Source organism: Stenotrophomonas sp. YJH_SMC_21, from assembly GCF_059369555.1.
On record NZ_JCAFSU010000002.1, the window covers coordinates 315282 to 330842 of the forward strand.

At 67.1% G+C, this 15561-nt stretch carries 16 protein-coding genes, 3 tRNA genes and 1 pseudogene; 14 read left to right on the forward strand and 6 right to left on the reverse strand.

Annotated features, from left to right (window positions below; all coding sequences use genetic code 11):
* The first annotated feature begins 31 nt into the window (after window positions 1–31).
* The 4 genes and pseudogenes from AC5P67_RS04305 (at window position 32) to AC5P67_RS04320 (ending at window position 3089) form a co-directional block, all read left to right on the forward strand.
* Window positions 32–1088: pseudogene (locus AC5P67_RS04305) on the forward strand (sugar phosphate isomerase/epimerase family protein).
* A 21-nt stretch (window positions 1089–1109) separates the two neighbouring features.
* On the forward strand, window positions 1110–2003 hold the full coding sequence (locus AC5P67_RS04310) for an alpha/beta fold hydrolase (protein WP_049395561.1): 894 nt from the start codon (window positions 1110–1112) through the stop codon (window positions 2001–2003).
* Window positions 1993–2919 (forward strand): alpha/beta hydrolase, encoded by a 927-nt coding sequence (locus AC5P67_RS04315; protein WP_049395562.1) that lies wholly within the window; start codon window positions 1993–1995, stop codon window positions 2917–2919. Before AC5P67_RS04310 ends, AC5P67_RS04315 begins: the two co-directional genes overlap by 11 nt.
* 94 nt (window positions 2920–3013) lie before the next feature.
* Window positions 3014–3089 (forward strand) — tRNA-Ala (locus tag AC5P67_RS04320).
* Between the two features lie 61 nt (window positions 3090–3150).
* Here the strand turns inward: AC5P67_RS04320 and AC5P67_RS04325 are convergent.
* Window positions 3151–3324: a hypothetical protein gene (locus AC5P67_RS04325; protein ID WP_005414043.1), complete on the reverse strand. Its 174-nt coding sequence runs from the start codon at window positions 3322–3324 to the stop codon at window positions 3151–3153.
* 104 nt (window positions 3325–3428) lie between these two features.
* Window positions 3429–4190, reverse strand: a complete 762-nt coding sequence (locus AC5P67_RS04330; protein ID WP_049395563.1) for an SDR family oxidoreductase — start codon at window positions 4188–4190, stop codon at window positions 3429–3431.
* 132 nt (window positions 4191–4322) lie between these two features.
* On the opposite strand from AC5P67_RS04330, the gene AC5P67_RS04335 reads away from it, so the two are divergent.
* Entirely contained in the window at window positions 4323–5165 is an 843-nt protein-coding gene (locus AC5P67_RS04335; protein WP_049395564.1) for a bifunctional transcriptional activator/DNA repair enzyme AdaA, read from the forward strand.
* Window positions 5166–5238: 73 nt separating this feature from the next.
* On the opposite strand, the gene curA is transcribed toward AC5P67_RS04335, so the two are convergent.
* Window positions 5239–6264, reverse strand: a complete 1026-nt coding sequence (gene curA, locus AC5P67_RS04340) for an NADPH-dependent curcumin/dihydrocurcumin reductase (RefSeq protein WP_111117833.1) — start codon at window positions 6262–6264, stop codon at window positions 5239–5241.
* A 337-nt stretch (window positions 6265–6601) separates the two neighbouring features.
* Between curA and AC5P67_RS04345 the strand changes: the two genes are divergently transcribed.
* The 7 genes from AC5P67_RS04345 to dxs all read left to right on the forward strand — a co-directional run bounded on the left by AC5P67_RS04345 (window position 6602) and on the right by dxs (window position 13242).
* Window positions 6602–6677, forward strand: a tRNA-Phe gene (locus AC5P67_RS04345).
* A gap of 73 nt (window positions 6678–6750) precedes the next feature.
* Window positions 6751–6826: transfer RNA gene (locus AC5P67_RS04350), tRNA-Phe, on the forward strand.
* A 193-nt stretch (window positions 6827–7019) separates the two neighbouring features.
* Window positions 7020–7571, forward strand: coding sequence for a lipocalin family protein (locus tag AC5P67_RS04355; protein WP_033833224.1), 552 nt, complete (start codon window positions 7020–7022; stop codon window positions 7569–7571).
* 169 nt (window positions 7572–7740) lie between these two features.
* Complete coding sequence (locus tag AC5P67_RS04360; RefSeq protein ID WP_049395301.1) at window positions 7741–8217, forward strand: LEA/WHy family protein; 477 nt, start codon at window positions 7741–7743, stop codon at window positions 8215–8217.
* A gap of 65 nt (window positions 8218–8282) precedes the next feature.
* A complete protein-coding gene (locus AC5P67_RS04365; RefSeq protein WP_111117834.1) occupies window positions 8283–10073 on the forward strand; it encodes an acyl-CoA dehydrogenase C-terminal domain-containing protein in 1791 nt (596 codons plus the stop codon).
* Between the two features lie 490 nt (window positions 10074–10563).
* A complete protein-coding gene (locus tag AC5P67_RS04370; RefSeq protein ID WP_005410414.1) occupies window positions 10564–11229 on the forward strand; it encodes an HNH endonuclease in 666 nt (221 codons plus the stop codon).
* A 105-nt stretch (window positions 11230–11334) separates the two neighbouring features.
* Window positions 11335–13242 carry a 1-deoxy-D-xylulose-5-phosphate synthase gene (gene dxs, locus AC5P67_RS04375; RefSeq protein ID WP_062606519.1) on the forward strand — a complete coding sequence of 636 codons (1908 nt, stop codon included), beginning with the start codon at window positions 11335–11337 and terminating at the stop codon, window positions 13240–13242.
* An 80-nt stretch (window positions 13243–13322) separates the two neighbouring features.
* Here dxs and AC5P67_RS04380 read toward each other — a convergent pair whose 3' ends face one another.
* The 3 genes from AC5P67_RS04380 to AC5P67_RS04390 all read right to left on the reverse strand — a co-directional run bounded on the left by AC5P67_RS04380 (window position 13323) and on the right by AC5P67_RS04390 (window position 14590).
* Window positions 13323–13526: a hypothetical protein gene (locus AC5P67_RS04380; protein ID WP_005410416.1), complete on the reverse strand. Its 204-nt coding sequence runs from the start codon at window positions 13524–13526 to the stop codon at window positions 13323–13325.
* A gap of 168 nt (window positions 13527–13694) precedes the next feature.
* Entirely contained in the window at window positions 13695–14252 is a 558-nt protein-coding gene (locus tag AC5P67_RS04385) for a DUF3011 domain-containing protein (RefSeq protein WP_099562039.1), read from the reverse strand.
* A 131-nt stretch (window positions 14253–14383) separates the two neighbouring features.
* Window positions 14384–14590 (reverse strand): hypothetical protein, encoded by a 207-nt coding sequence (locus tag AC5P67_RS04390; RefSeq protein WP_005410418.1) that lies wholly within the window; start codon window positions 14588–14590, stop codon window positions 14384–14386.
* A 403-nt stretch (window positions 14591–14993) separates the two neighbouring features.
* Here AC5P67_RS04390 and AC5P67_RS04395 point away from each other — a divergent pair, with 403 nt between their 5' ends.
* Window positions 14994–15278, forward strand: a complete 285-nt coding sequence (locus AC5P67_RS04395) for a hypothetical protein (RefSeq protein WP_005410420.1) — start codon at window positions 14994–14996, stop codon at window positions 15276–15278.
* A 12-nt stretch (window positions 15279–15290) separates the two neighbouring features.
* The gene (locus AC5P67_RS04400; protein ID WP_049397301.1) at window positions 15291–15524 is read left to right on the forward strand and encodes a DUF1653 domain-containing protein; all 234 of its coding nucleotides are present in this window, start codon (window positions 15291–15293) and stop codon (window positions 15522–15524) included.
* Window positions 15525–15561: the final 37 nt, after the last annotated feature.

Here is a 15561-nt window from a genome sequence, read left to right on the forward strand (position 1 = left end):
TTTGTCGACCGACAAACAATTGGAGCAACACATGCAGACCCTCAAGGGCCCCAGCCTGCACCTGGCGCAGTTCGCCGGCGACCAGGCCCCGTTCAACTCACTTGCCAGCATTGCCGAGTGGGCCGCTGGCCACGGTTTCAAGGCACTGCAGATCCCGGCCTGGGATGCACGCCTGTTCGACCTGGCCACCGCCGCCGACAGCCAGGACTACTGCGACGACATCCGCGGCACCCTGGCTGAGCACGGCCTGCAGGTCAGCGAGCTCACCACCCACATCCTCGGCCAGCTGGTGGCCGTGCATCCGGCCTACGATGAACTCTGCGATGGCTTCGCGCCGGAAGCACTGCGCGGCAACCCGAAGGCGCGCAGCGATTGGGCGCAGCAGCAACTGCACCTGGCCGCCCGTGCCTCCCGCCGGCTGGGCCTGCAGGACATGGGCACCTTCTCCGGCTCATTCGCCTGGCCGTATCTGTTCCCGTTCCCGCAGCGCCCGCCGGGCCTGATCGACGCGGCCTTCGATGAGCTGGCACGACGCTGGCGGCCGATCCTCGATACCTGCGAGGACAACGGCATCAACCTCTGCTACGAGATCCATCCCAGCGAAGACCTGCATGACGGCACCAGCTTCGAGCGCTTCTTCGAGCGCGTCGGTCAGCACCAGCGCTGCCGCATCCTGTTCGATCCCAGCCACTTCGTGCTGCAGCAGCTGGACTACCTGGAGTACCTGGACATCTACCACCCGCTGATCCGCATGTTCCACGTCAAGGATGCGGAGTTCCGCCCCAGCGGCCGCCAAGGCATCTATGGCGGGTATGCCGACTGGACCGAACGTGCAGGTCGCTTCCGCTCGCTGGGCGATGGCCAGGTCGACTTCACAGTCGATCTTCTCCAAGCTGGCCCAGTACGACTACCAGGGGTGGGCGACGCTGGAGTGGGAGTGCTGCCTGAAGGACCAGGAAGCCGGTGCACGCGAAGGCGCTGCATTCATCCGCGACCACATCATTCCGGTCACCGACAAGATCTTCGACGACTTCGCCGGTGCTCCGATCAGCACCGCGCAGATGCAGCACATGCTCGGCATCGCCTGAGCCCCCACGGAGCACTCCCCCATGACCCCTTCCCTTCCCGCTGGCGCTGCCGGCGACGACGCCCTGCGCCACCACTACCTGCGCATCGATGGCCAGCGCGTGCATTGCGTCTCCGCCGGCCACGGCGAACCGGTGCTGTTGATTCCCGGCTGGCCGCAGACCTGGTATGCCTGGCGCCATGTGCTGCACGCCCTGGCCCAGGCCGGTTTCGAAGCCATCGCGGTTGATCCGCCGGGCATCGGCGAATCTGACCGCCCTGCCCACGGCTACGACACCGGCAGTGCCGCCGCCGTCCTGCACCAGACCATGCGGGCGCTGGGCCACGAGCGCTACCAGGTGGTCGGCCATGACATCGGCATGTGGATCGCCTATGCACTGGCCAGCGACCAGCCGCAGGCGGTGCGCCAACTGGCGGTCACCGAAGCGGTGATTCCCGGCCTGGCGCCGGAACCGGGCATCTTCGCCGCACCGGCCGACAACATCTTCCTCTGGCATTTCATGTTCAACCAGGTGGCCGACCTGCCCGAGGCACTCATCAGCGGTCGCGAGCGCGCCTACCTGGAATTCATGTTCGACCGCTGGTCGTACCGCCGCGACGCGGTGGCTGCCGATACCTACATCGCCGCCTACAGCCGCCCCGGCGCACTGCGGGCCGGCTTCGCCTGGTACCGCGCGATTCCGGAAACCATCCGCCAGAACAAGGAACGTGCGCAGCGCCGGCTGGCGATGCCGGTGCTGGCCATCGGCGCCGAGCACGCCACCGCCGATGCGCCGATGCTCACCCTGCAGCCACATGCCGATGACGTGCGCGGCAGCATCGTGCCGGGCTGCGGCCATTTCATCATGGAAGAAGCGCCGCAGGCATTCCTTGCACAGCTGCTGCCGTTCCTGCAGGAGGCACACCATGCAGCTTGAACCGGCGCTGCAGCAGTTCGTCGACGCCGTGGCGTCGCAGCCATTGCCCGACGACCTGCGGGAACTGCGTGCGATCAGCGAGAGCGCGCTGCCCCAGCTGCAGGGCGCGCCGCAGCCGGTTGCGCATGTGATCGAACATGCGGTGATCGCACGCGACGGGCATGCATTGGAAGTCCGCCTTTACACACCGGAAGGGCTGCCCGATGGACCGGCGCCGGCCCTGCTGTTCGCGCATGGCGGCGGCTGGTTCCAGTGTTCGCTGGCGGTCTACGACGGTCCCTGTCGCGCTTTGGCCAATGCCGGCGGCTGCGTGATTGTCGCCGTGGGCTACCGGCTGGCGCCGGAACATCCGTTCCCGGTTCCACTGCATGACGTCGCCGACGCCTGGCACTGGTTGCAGGACAACGCCAGGCGCCTCGGGCTGGACCCACAGCGGCTGGCGATCGGTGGCGACAGTGCCGGCGGCAATCTGGCAGCCGCCTGCTGCCTGCGGCTGCGCGATCTCGGCCTGCCGCAGCCACGCCACCAGTTGCTGATGTACCCGGCACTGGATGCCGGCATGGGCAGCGACTCCTATCGCGAGTACGCCAGTGGCTACTACCTCAGCGCCGAACTGATGCAGCGTTGCTGGCAGGCCTATCTCGGTGATCCTGCCACACCGCCGGCACTGGCCTCGCCTGCCCATGCAACGGATCTGCATGGACTGGCACCAGCCTCGGTACTCAGCTGCGAGCACGACCCGCTGCGTGATGAGGCCGAACAGTACGCACGGCGGCTGCAGGCGGCAGGTGTCGACTGCACGCTCGAGCGGCTGCCGGGGATGATCCATGCCTGCATCCACCTGCACGCGGTCAGTGCCAGCACCGACGTGGCGGCACATTGTGCCGGCGCGCTGCTGCGCCGGGCCCTGTCCTGAACCAGTCAGGGGCGGTAGCCGACGCGGCGCGACCACCGTCCCGGCCCGGCGCTTGGCAAGCCCGGCAGGCAGCGCTACACTGAAACCCTGCCGTGGGGCCATAGCTCAGCTGGGAGAGCGCGTCGTTCGCAATGACGAGGTCAGGAGTTCGATCCTCCTTGGCTCCACCACTTTTCAGAAGAACCCGCAGATCCTCGCGATCTGCGGGTTTTTTCTTTTCCGGGTGCTGGCTCAGGCAGGCTCCTGGCCGCCATCCTTGCGCTGCGGGCTGCGCGAATGCGTATCGCGCACCTCTTGATCGCGCTGCCCCGGCCGCTGCCTGGCCACATCGTCCTGCTTCCTGTCCTGGCGGCTTTCCTGCACGCCCTGCTTCGGATCGTTCTGGCGGTTGCTGCGCACGTTCATCGAACACTCCCTCGCCGGCGGAAAGCCCGCGCTGGCCTCCACGCTAGAGACTGCCGGGTAAGCCGCAGGTCAACCTGCCGCCAACGCCGCGTGCAGCCGCGCACTCAGGTCCGCGTGATCGACACCCCGCCCTCCACGCGCATCGCGGTGCCGGTAACGAAACTGCTTTCGTCGCTGGCCAGGAACAGCGCCGCGTTGGCGATCTCCTCCGGCTCGGCCATGCGCTTCAGTGCGTGCAGCGAGCGCACGAAGTCGCGCGCATCGCCGGTCGGTGCCGCCTGCCGGCCCATCTCGGTATCGGTGCCACCGGGCAGCAGCACGTTGCTGCGCACGCCGCGCGCACCGTATTCGGCGGCGATCACCTGGCTCAGGCCGATCAACCCGGCCTTGCTCGACGCATAGGCCGCCATGCCGGGGAAGCCCACGGTGTGGCCGACAAAAGTGCCAACAAACACCAGCGAGCCGCCGCCGCGCGCCAGCAGTGCCGGCAACTGCGCACGTGCGGCATGGAACGCGGCATCCAGATTGGTCGCCATCACCTCGCGCCAGGCGTCCACCGGGAACTCCGCTGCCGGCACGCCCGGCCCGAGCATGCCGGCATTGTTGAGCGCGATGTCCAGGCCACCAAATGACTGCCGGGCCAGATCGACCAGTGCCGGGGCCGTGGCCGGATCCGCCACGTCGGCGGCATGCACCACCACCTCGCCGCCGGCGGCACGGATCTGCTCGGCCAGCGCCTGCAGCGGCTCCGGCCGCCGTGCGTTGAGCACCAGCTTCGCCCCTTCGGCGGCGAAGCGCAGCGCGCTGGCGCGGCCGATGCCGGCGCTGGCTCCGGTGATGAGGGCGATCTTGTTGTTCAGGCGCATGGTGGCAGTACCGGTTGTGAAGTGGCCGCCACGATGCCGCGCCTCTCCCCTGCCGACACTCCGTTTCCGGGCCTGGCCCGTCGGTGCAGGAAACGGAGTTTCCGCAGAACCGGCACGTGCCAGAATCCGGCCATGGACAGTACCGCCACCACCGCCTTCGATGCCCGCGTCGAACGGGTCTGCCGCCACCTTCAGGCGAGCCTCGACGAACCTTCGCTGCAGGAGCTGGCCGACATCGCCGGCTGCAGCCCGACGCGCCTGCATCGTATGTTCAAGCAGGCCACCGGGCTGACCCCCAAGCAATACGCCGCCGCGCTGCGCGCCGACCGCCTGCGCACCGGACTGGAACAACAGGAGCGCATCACCGATGCCTTCCACGATGCCGGCTTCGGTTCCAGTGGGCGCTTCTACGAGAACGCACCGAAGTTGCTGGGCATGACGCCCAAGCAATGGCGCGCAGGTGGTCGCGGCGAAGTCATCCACTTCGCGCTTGCCGAAAGCTCACTGGGCAGCGTGCTGGTGGCCAGCAGTGCCACCGGCGTGGTTGCAATCCTGCTCGGCGACGATCCGGAGACACTGCTGCAGTCATTGCAGCAACGCTTCCGCCAGGCCGAACTGGTCGGTGCCGACCAGGGCTATGAGCAACTGGTGGCACAGGTGGTAGGCCTGGTCGAGGATCCTTCGCGCGGCGCCACGCTGCCGCTGGATATCCGCGGCACCGCGTTCCAGCAACGGGTGTGGCAGGCACTGCAGCAGATTCCGCGCGGGCAGACCGCCTCATATGCGGATGTCGCCGCGCGCATCGGCGCCCCGCGCTCGAGCCGTGCGGTGGCCCGCGCATGCGCGAGCAACCCGCTGGCGGTGGCGGTGCCCTGCCACCGCGTGGTGCGCCGCGACGGCGACCTGTCCGGCTATGCGTGGGGCGTAGCGCGCAAGCGCGAACTGCTGCGCCGGGAAAAGGCCTCGACTGCCTGAAGCAGGTGCCGACCTTGATCGGCACGCTCAGCTTCCGGTAGGTGCCGACCTTGGTCGGCACGCCGCCAAGCCCTCAATCCAGCTTCACCACCAGCTTGCCGAAGTTGCGCCCCTGCAACAGCCCAAAGAACGCCTCCGGCGCATTCTCCAGCCCTTCCACCACATCTTCGCGGTACTGGATGCGACCTTCGCGCAGCCACTGCCGCATCTCGCGTTCGAAGTCCGGCCACAGGTGGTTGAAGTCGTGCACGATGAAACCACGCACGGTCAGGCGCTGGCGCAGGATCTGGCTGAACAGTGCGGGCAACCGGTCCGGGCCGGGCTGCTCGATGCCCCGCTCGTTGTAGGTGGCGATGGTGCCGCACACTGGAATGCGGGCGAAGTCGTTGAGCAGCGGCAGCACCGCATCCAGCACGTGCCCGCCCACGTTCTCGAAATACACGTCGATGCCCGCGGGCACCGCCGCGCGCAGCTGTTCGGCAAAGTCGGCCGCACGATGATCCAGCGCCACGTCCACGCCCAGCGTCTGCAGGTAGGCACGCTTGGCTTCGCCACCGGCGATGGCGACCACGCGCGCGCCCTGCAGCTTGGCCAGCTGGGCGACGGTCGCGCCCACCGGCCCGGTCGCGGCAGCCACCACCAGCGTCTCACCCGGCTTCAAACGGGCGATTTCGTGCAGGCTGGAATAGGCGGTGAAGCCGGGCATGCCATATACCCCCAGCGCGGTACTCAACGGCAGGCCGGCCGGATCCAGCCGACGCCCCAGCGCCTTGGCCGGCAGCACCGCATGGGTCTGCCAGCCACCCGGCGCCAGCACCAACTCACCTGTGGTTACGCCCTCGGCGTTCGACTGCAGCACCTCGGCCACGGTCTGCCCTTCCATCACCGCGCCCACCGCCACCGGCGCGGCGTACGACGGGCCCTCGTCCATGCGTCCACGCATGTACGGGTCCAGCGACAGGTAGCGGTTGCGCAGCAGCACTTCGCCATCCCCCAATGCCGGCAGCGCAGCCTGTTCCAGGCGGAAGTTGGCCGCGCTTGGTGCGCCCTGCGGACGCGAGGCCAGCACGATACGGGAGGTAGCGAGGGAATCGGGCATGGTGACCGGCTCTGCTGTTGCCAGCATCAGGAAAGGAATGCCGACACTACGCTGCAACGATCGCCGGCAACGGCCATGAAAACAGCGTTCCATGGACCAGCGCGGCGCGGGTCCGGGCGCAGCCCTTGGCCTTGCAGCTTTGGCGATCGCGGCGATCTGCTGATTTCCACCGCAGACGATGATCGACTGACCACGCCCCCGTCCCACAACGGAGGATCAAGCACTTGCGAGCCCGCAGACGGCAATGTGAAGAAATCTTGGCAAAACGCTTGCCGAAGGCAGCCGACCTCCGTAATATACGCGTCCTTGGCAGCGACCTCGCTGCAACGAAACATGTGGCCGAGTAGCTCAGTTGGTAGAGCAGGGGATTGAAAATCCCCGTGTCGGCGGTTCGATTCCGTCTTCGGCCACCACTTTCGAAGGCCTGCAGAAATGCGGGTCTTTTTTTTCCGGAAACCGGGTTTGATCACGGTTGCCACACAATTTGGCCGAGTAGCTCAGTTGGTAGAGCAGGGGATTGAAAATCCCCGTGTCGGCGGTTCGATTCCGTCTTCGGCCACCATCTTCAGAGACCTGCAGAAATGCAGGTCTTTTTTTTGCGTGCGGCCTGCCATCCACGCATGGCGTGGGTCTACCTGGCGCTGGCCCCTTCCATGGCCTCGATCCATGCCGGGCCACCGCCGTCTGGTTGACGAAACATTTACACCGGTACCCGCCGCGGCACCTACGCTGCAGATTCCTGCCGGAGCCTGCCGATGCAATTGCGCCCCACCCTGCTCGCCTGCCTGCTGCTGGCCGCCGCCCCGGTGATCGCCGCCGAACCGGTGCGTGCAGTCGACACGCTGGACATCGACCGCTATGCAGGCCAATGGCACGAGATCGCTCACCTGCCGGTGTCATTCCAGAAGCAGTGCGTCGGCGAGATCACCGCCAACTACGGGCTGCGCCGCGATGGCCGCATCAGTGTCACCAATGCCTGCCGCAACGCCGACGGAGAACGCGTAATCGCCGAAGGCGTTGCACGCCCGGTGGCTGGCCATCCCGGCCAACTGCAGGTGCGCTTCGTTCCGGACTGGCTGAGCTGGGTGCCACTGGTCTGGGCCGACTACTGGGTGTTGGCGCTGGACCCGGACTACCAGTGGGCCCTGGTCGGTGAACCGGACCGTAAGTACCTGTGGATCCTCTCGCGCCTGCCGGAAATGGATCGCGCCCGGTTCGAGCAGTTGAAGGAAAAAGCCGAAGCCATGGGCTACGACCTGCGCCCGCTGCGCCTGATGGCCCCGCTTCGCGATACGCCCGCCGATTGAGCCGCAGTTCAATCCGTACGCGCACCGTGCGCCCGAAGATCCAGCGCTGCGCACGCCCCGCCGCCATTTTCACGCGCTACCCTCTGCGACGGCTCGCCACAGGCGATCCAAACGACCATACGCCGTAGTATGCTTATTCCAACGCACCGCCTCCAGAGGACCTGCGCCCATGCTCCACCGTTTCCGTATCGCCTTGATCGTCCTGAGCACCCTCGCCCTTGCCGCCTGTGGCAACGGCATCGTCAAGCGTGTTTCGGAACCGGCGGCCAGCCTGCAGCAGCTGACCGTGCGCGCCGACGGCAACTGGACCGTGGCGCTGCGCCTGCAGAACTACAGCTCCATGCCGATGACCTTCGATGACGTCTCGCTGGCACTGACCGTCGGCGACAGCGACGCCGGCACCCTGCAGGCCAAGCCCGGTATCTCCATCGGCGGCACCTCCGCGGATGTCATCAATGTCGACCTGGTGCCCAGTTCGGCCGCACGCCTGGTGGTGGCCGATGCACTGGCCGGCAACCGCACCCTGGCCTATGGCCTGAAGGGAACGGTCGCGGCCACGCCGCAGGAAAAGAAGCAGCGCAGCTTCGATATCAGCAGCCGCAGCACCCTCAACCAGGCCCCGGGCCTGCCGGGCGTGCTGCGCTGATTTCCACCTTCCGTCGCGGCGCCTGGCGCCGCTCTCCCCTGCCCTGATCAAATCGAGACGTACCGATGAGCAGCTACACCGCCCCGCTTTCCGACCTCCGTTTCGCCCTGCACGACGTGCTCAAGGTCGAACCCCTGTTCGCCCGCCTGGGCTTCACCGACGCCACCGCCGACGTGGTCGATGCCGTGCTGGAAGAAGCCGGCCGTTTCAGCGCCACCGTGCTGGCCCCGCTCAACAGCGTCGGCGACGAGATCGGCTGCGTGCTCGACCAGGCCACCGGTGAAGTGACCACCCCGCCCGGCTTCAAGCAGGCCTACGACCAGTTCGTCGATGGCGGCTGGACCGGCCTGACCGCCTCGCCGGAGCTGGGCGGCCAGGGCCTGCCGCACACCCTTGGCGTGCCGCTCAACGAAATGATCAATGCTGCCAATCTGGCGTGGGGCAACTTCCCGCTGCTTTCGCACGGCGCCATCGAAGCGCTGAAGCAGCACGGCGAGGCCTGGCAGCACGAGGCCTTCCTCAAGCCGCTGATCGAGGGCCGCTGGACCGGCACCATGTGCCTGACTGAGCCGCACTGCGGTACCGACCTGGGCCTGCTGAAGACCAAGGCCGAGCCGAACGCCGATGGCAGCTACTCGATCACCGGCACCAAGATCTTCATTACCGCCGGCGAGCACGACCTGACCGAAAACATCGTGCACCTGGTGCTGGCCAAGCTGCCCGACGCCCCTCCGGGCGCCAAGGGCATCTCGCTGTTCGTCACGCCCAAGTTCAAGGTCGACCGCGAGGGCAATGTCGGCGAGCGCAACGCACTGCGCTGCGGCTCGATCGAGCACAAGATGGGCATCAAGGGGTCGGTCACCTGCGTGATGAACTTCGACGGTGCGCAGGGTTACCTGGTCGGCCAGCCGCACAAGGGCCTGCAGGCCATGTTCACCATGATGAACACCGCGCGCCTGGGCGTCGGCCTTCAGGGCATCGGCCTGTCCGAGCGCGCTTACCAGAACGCACTGAAGTACAGCCGTGAACGCCTGCAGTCGCGCGCCCTGAGCGGTGCGAAATTCCCGGACAAGCCGGCCGACCCGATCCTGGTCCACCCGGATGTGCGCCGCATGCTGCTGACGGTGAAGTCGCTGGTCGAGGGCAGCCGCCTGCTGGCCCTGCACGCCGCCACCCTGATCGACGTTGCCCATCACGCCGAGGACGCCGCCGAGCGCGAGCGCGCCGACACCCTGGTGAGCTTCCTGACCCCGATCTCCAAGGCCTGCCAGACCGAATGGGGCATCGAGAACACCTACAACGCCCTGCAGTGCTTCGGTGGCCACGGCTATATCCGCGAACACGGCATGGAGCAGCTGGCCCGCGATGCGCGCATCACCACGCTGTATGAAGGCACCACCGGCATCCAGGCGCTGGACCTGATCGGCCGCAAGACCGCCTCCAGCCAGGGCGCCGGCCTGAAGCTGATGCTGGCCGAGATCGAAGCGTTCGCCAAGGCCAACGAGGGCAACGAAGCGCTGGCCGAGTTCATCGGCCCGCTGCGCGCCAAGGCCGCCGAGTGGGGCAAGCTGACCCTGGACGTGCTGCAGCGCGCGGCCGCCAACCCGGACGAACTGGGCGCAGCCAGCTACGACTACCTGTTCTATTCGGGCTACGTGGTGCTGGCTTACTGGTGGGCCCGCAGCGTGGCCGCCGCCGATGCCAGCGCGCACGGCGCCGCTTTCGCCCAGGGCAAGCGCGAGACCGCACGGTTCTACTTCGCCCGCGTGCTGCCGCGCACCCTCAGCCACGCCGCCGCCATCCAGGCCGGCGCCGCCCCACTGATGGCGATGGACGACGAGCGCTTCGGCGCCTGAGCCGGGCTGCGCCCGGCACCCGCGGTACTGCCGGCCGCTGGCCGGCAACCGCAACAGCTGGCTTCCTGCGGGATGGCGGGATGGGTCCAATTGCGGGGGGCGGCGCAAGTCCCCCTCCGGGGCCCGGCCCAGCCGCTGGCGGCTGTGCGTTCGGGCGCTTGCGAAGCAGTGCTTCGCAAGCAAAGCGCCCTCACCCCTGTAGCCTCGGTCGCGCCATCCATGGCGCTCACGCCCCCGCAACCGGGCCCACCCCGCCCTCGACAGATTTCTGCTGCTGGCAGGTGTCGACCTTGGTCGACACCGTAGATCCACGCCATGCGTGGATGGAAACCCCCGAAATCCCTCTGGAGAAGAGCCCCCCTTTGTTAAGGGGGGCGCACCGACAGGTGCGGGGGATAGGTGGAATGCGCGGACCTGAATGTTGACGATTTGCGTATCGCCGACAGGCGATACACAAATCGTCAACATTCAGGTATAAGCTGTTCTCCCGATGGAGACAGACACTACACGCTTGGGTCTGATCGAAGCCGGAGCTCCGTTTTCTGCTCCGGGCGCCGAAGCATCGCCCAACGCCACGACGCTGCATCGCCCCGGTTCGGTCCGGCTGCTCTCGCTTGATGCCCACGGACGCGTACTGGACTGGATCACCTGGCAGGATGCGGCGTGCCTCTACGCCCGCGAAGCGGTGGCCTGGACGCTGGGCGATCCCTGCCTGCACATCCACGGCGGCACCAATCGCTTCAGCGGCCTGCAGAGCGGCATGGACCTGCACCCGATCATCGCCGCGCGTGGCCATGCCCGCTCCCGCGCGATCGACCCCACGCCGAACCTGACCAACCCGGCCCTGTTCGCCCGCGACGCCCACCTGTGCATGTACTGCGGCCAGCAGTTCAACCGCCCCACGCTCACCCGCGACCACGTCGTGCCACTGTCCAAGGGCGGCCTGGACTGCTGGGAAAACGTGGTCACCGCCTGTTTCCACTGCAACTCGCGCAAGAGCGACCGCACCCCGCAGCAGGCCGGAATGCCGCTGCTGGCCGTGCCCTACCGGCCCAGCTGGATCGAGCACCTGATCCTGTCCAACCGCAACATCCTGGCCGACCAGATGGCCTTCCTGAAGGCGCAATTGCCCAAGCGATCGAAACTGAGCACCTGAACGCCTGAAAATGCAACCCTCACCGTCCTGTCACGGACGGCGGCGTTTGCTTGCCCCACCCCCGTTTGAGGGCGAAAATGGGCATTCAGAAAAAGTGCGAACATGATGATCGACTCTGCCCGCTATCCCCGCCTCGCGCGCATCCAAACGCCGGATGACCTGCGCACGTTCGACGAATCCGAACTGAGGGCGGTTGCCGACGAACTGCGCGCCTACCTCATCGAATCGGTGGGCAAGAGCGGTGGCCACTTCGCCGCCGGCCTGGGCGTGATCGAACTCACCGTGGCCCTGCACTACCTGTACCAGACTCCGGTCGACCAGCTGGTCTGGGACGTCGGTCACCAGACCTACCCGCACAAGATCCTGACCGGGCGCCGCGACCAGATCCACACCGTCAAGCAGAAGGACGGCGTCGCGCCATTCCCGAAGCGCGAGGAGAGCGAATACGACACCTTTGGCGTCGGCCACTCCTCCACCTCGATCTCGGCGGCACTCGGCATGGCCATTGCCCGCCAGTCCGAAGGCGACGACCGCAAGATCGTGGCGGTGATCGGTGACGGTGCGATGACCGCCGGCATGGCCTTCGAAGCGCTGATGCACGCCGGCGGCATGGACCCGGAACCGAACCTGCTGGTGGTCCTCAACGACAACAACATGTCGATCTCCGAGGCGGTCGGCGGCCTGACCAAGATGCTCGGCCGTGCCACCGGCAGCCGCACGCTCAATGCGCTGCGCGAAGGCGGCAAGAAGATCCTCGGTGACAAGAAGAACAACCCGGCGCGTTTCGTGAAGCGCTGGGAAGAACACTGGAAGGGCATGTTCGTGCCGTCCACGATGTTCGAGGAGATGGGCTTCCACTACACCGGCCCGATCGACGGCCACGACATGCCCGCCCTGCTGTCCACGCTGAAGACGCTGCGCGCCTCCAAGGGCCCGAAGCTGCTGCACGTGATGACCACCAAGGGCAAGGGCTACGAGCCGGCCGAAGGCGACCAGATCGGTTACCACGCCGTGGGCCCGTTCGATCCGGACAAGGGCCTGGTGGCCAAGGCCGGTGCCAAGAAGCCGACCTATACCGATGTGTTCAGCGACTGGCTGTGCGATGCCGCCGCCGCCGAGCCCCGCCTGTACGGCATCACCCCGGCGATGCGCGAAGGCTCCGGCCTGGTGCGTTTCAGCAAGGAATACCCGCAGCGCTATTTCGACGTGGCGATTGCCGAACAGCATGCGGTCACCCTCGCCGCCGGCATGGCCACCCAGGGTGGCAAGCCGGTGGTGGCGATCTACTCGACCTTCCTGCAGCGCGCGTACGACCAGCTGGTACATGACGTGGCGATCCAGGACCTGGACGTGCTGTTCGCGATCGATCGCGCCGGCGTGGTCGGCCCGGACGGTGCGACCCATGCCGGCAACCTCGACCTGAGCTTCCTGCGCTGCGTGCCCAACCTGGTGGTGATGGCACCGTCCAACGAAGCCGAGTGCCGGCAGATGCTCAGCACCGGCCTGCAGCACCCGGGCCCGGCCGCCGTGCGCTACCCGCGCGGCACCGGCACCGGCGTTGCAGCCGGCACCGACCTGTCCACCCTGCCGATCGGCAAGGGCGAACTGCGCCTGCAGGGCAGCCGCATTGCCCTGCTCGCCTTCGGCAGCACCGTGGCCGCCGCCGAGCAGGTCGGCCGCGAACTCGGCCTGAGCGTGGTCAACATGCGTTTCATCAAGCCGCTGGACCGCGAGCTGGTGCTGGCTGTCGCCGCCCAGCACGAGGGCCTGGTGACGATCGAAGACAACGTGGTGGCCGGTGGCGCCGGTTCAGGCGTCGGCGAGCTGCTCAATGCCGAAGGCGTGCTGCGCCCGATCCTGCACCTGGGCCTGCCCGACAGCTACCAGCACCATGCCAGCCGCGAGGACCTGCTGGCCGAAGCAGGTATCGACGCCGCGGGCATCCGTGCGGCCGTGCTCAAGCGTTGGCCGCAGCTGGCCACAGGTACCCCGCCGCTGAGCGCGGCGGGCTGAGACCGATTGCCACCCAGTGGATCCGCGCATGGCGTGGATAGCGGGGCCAGGAAACAGGACCTGGCCGGAAACCCCCGCCCTCAGCCGTAGCTGACCGCTTCCACGAAGGCGCCGCTGGCTTCCACGCGCACGGCAGCGCGCTGCCCGGTATCGACAAAGTGCAGGCGCGCCAGGGTTTCAGCGAAGTCGAACGCGCGGGCACCGTCGCGGAAATCGATCGGCTCCGGCCGGTCCGGATGCAGCACGCGCCATTGGCGCTGTTCGCATTGCAGGCGGATCAACATGCGGCTCACTCCTTGAGGCAGCGTATCGACGGTAGCGGAACATTCCTGCCGATCACGGCAGGCATCGTCGCAACAGATCAGGGACACACAGAGATGCCCTGATCGCAGAAGATACGGCAATTCAAAATGTGAGCTGTATCAGATTTTTCTGATTTTAGAGGGGCACGCTCAGTTCACCTGGAACTGTGCCCGGCAGCCGTCGCTGACCCAGATGCCACGACGATCCCAGCCCCAGGTCTGGCCCTCGATGCAGGCACTGCGCGAATCCTGGCGAACCAGGCGCACGCCGCGGCGGATGCGGGCGTCGCAGTACTCCTGGCGATGCCCATTGGAATGACAGGTGATCACCTCACCGCCGCCCCAACCGTTGCCGTTGCCGTTGCCCCAGCCCCCCCCATTGCCCCAGCCACCGCCACGACGGTACTCGCCGACGAACTCGGCGCGGCAGCCCTGGGTCACCCAGACGCCATAGCGCGACTGGCCCCAGGTCTCACCTTCCACGCACGGCGAGCCGGACAACTGGCGGATCATCCGCGCGCGGCCCTCCAGACGGCACTCGTTGCTACGGTTCTTGATCGACTCGCAGCGCACGATGCCGCTGCCTTCGCGGCCACCGTAGCGGTCGTCGTCATAGCCGTAGCCATAGCTCTGCGCCTGGGCGCCACCCGCCGCCAGCATCGGCAGCAGGGTGCAGGCCAGGGTACGCCAGGTGAGTGCCTTGCCCATCGAGATCTCCAGATGAATACGATGGCGCAAGCATCCGGGATTCGCGGCACGGCGCACAGGGGGGCGCGTGACGCCGGTTTTTCCCCATTCAAACAACGCAACCGTAGCTGACTGCACCGCAACGACCGGCGTCAGTCTCCTACGTGCAGGGCATCCACCGCGCTGCCGAGCGCCTCGACCCGCACCGTGCTGCGCTGGCCGGTGCGACGGTGGTGCTCGAGGGCCCGCGCCGCGGCGACATCGAAAGCCTCGGCGCCCCGCGCATATCGGGTTGCGTCATGCACCTGCGGATCCAGCACGGACCAGTGCCGGGCGTTGCGTTGAACGGTAATGACCATGAGGGGCTCCTGCGGATGGAAGGATGCGACGGCAGGCGGACGGTCCACGTGCCGGTACACCTTCAGGCTAGCGATCACCTCAGGGGTGGCCCATCAGATTTGTACGAAAATGCCGCGCCCTCCGGTCAGCCCTTGCCTGCCCTCACATCCCTGAGTCCATTTAGCCTGTTCATTCCGTGATTCTTGTCACGGAGTCAGCCGGGCTTCACACTACCGTCATCAACAGGGGCCCCTTCCACATGCGCACCTTCTTCTCGCAGCAGCGTTGGACGCTGCTGAAGTTCTATTTCGTGGCCAGCTACCTCGTGCTGATCGAGGAACTGATCCGCGCCGCCATGCATTGAGCGCTTGCTGCAGGGCTATTTGCGACAGACACTGTCGCTTTAGGCATGGAGCCCGCCCGATGAAAGCGCTTCTTCTGATTCCAGCCCTGCTGGTGCTCTCCGCCTGTGCCAACCAGCATCAGGCCGCTGCGCGTGCCGATACGGCGGCCACTTCACCCGCCACGCCGAAGGTCGGTGGCGACCGCGATGCCCACGGTTGCATCGGTTCGGCCGGCTACCAGTGGTGCGAGCACAGCCAGCGTTGCGAACGTCCGTGGGAACTGGCGCAGGCACAGGGCCTGGCCAACACCGCCGAAGCCATCGATGCCTACTGCGCGAAGCCGGCCAGCCCGGCGCGCAAGTGAGTCGGGCCGCCCATGGCTGAGCTGAGTCCGCTCCCCACCCTGGCCCCAGGCCGCTACCGCCACTTCAAGGGCGGCGAGTACGAAGTGCTCGACATCGTCCGCAGCAGCGAGACCCTGCAGCCGATGGTGCTGTACCGCGCGCTGTATGGCGGAGGTGGCCTGTGGGTACGCCCGTACGCCATGTTCGTCGAGCAGGTGCCCGGCGAGCACGGACCGCAACCGCGTTTCGCCCGCGTCGACGCATGAGGGTTCCGCTGCCGGCCATGGCCGGCAGCGCGCGGTA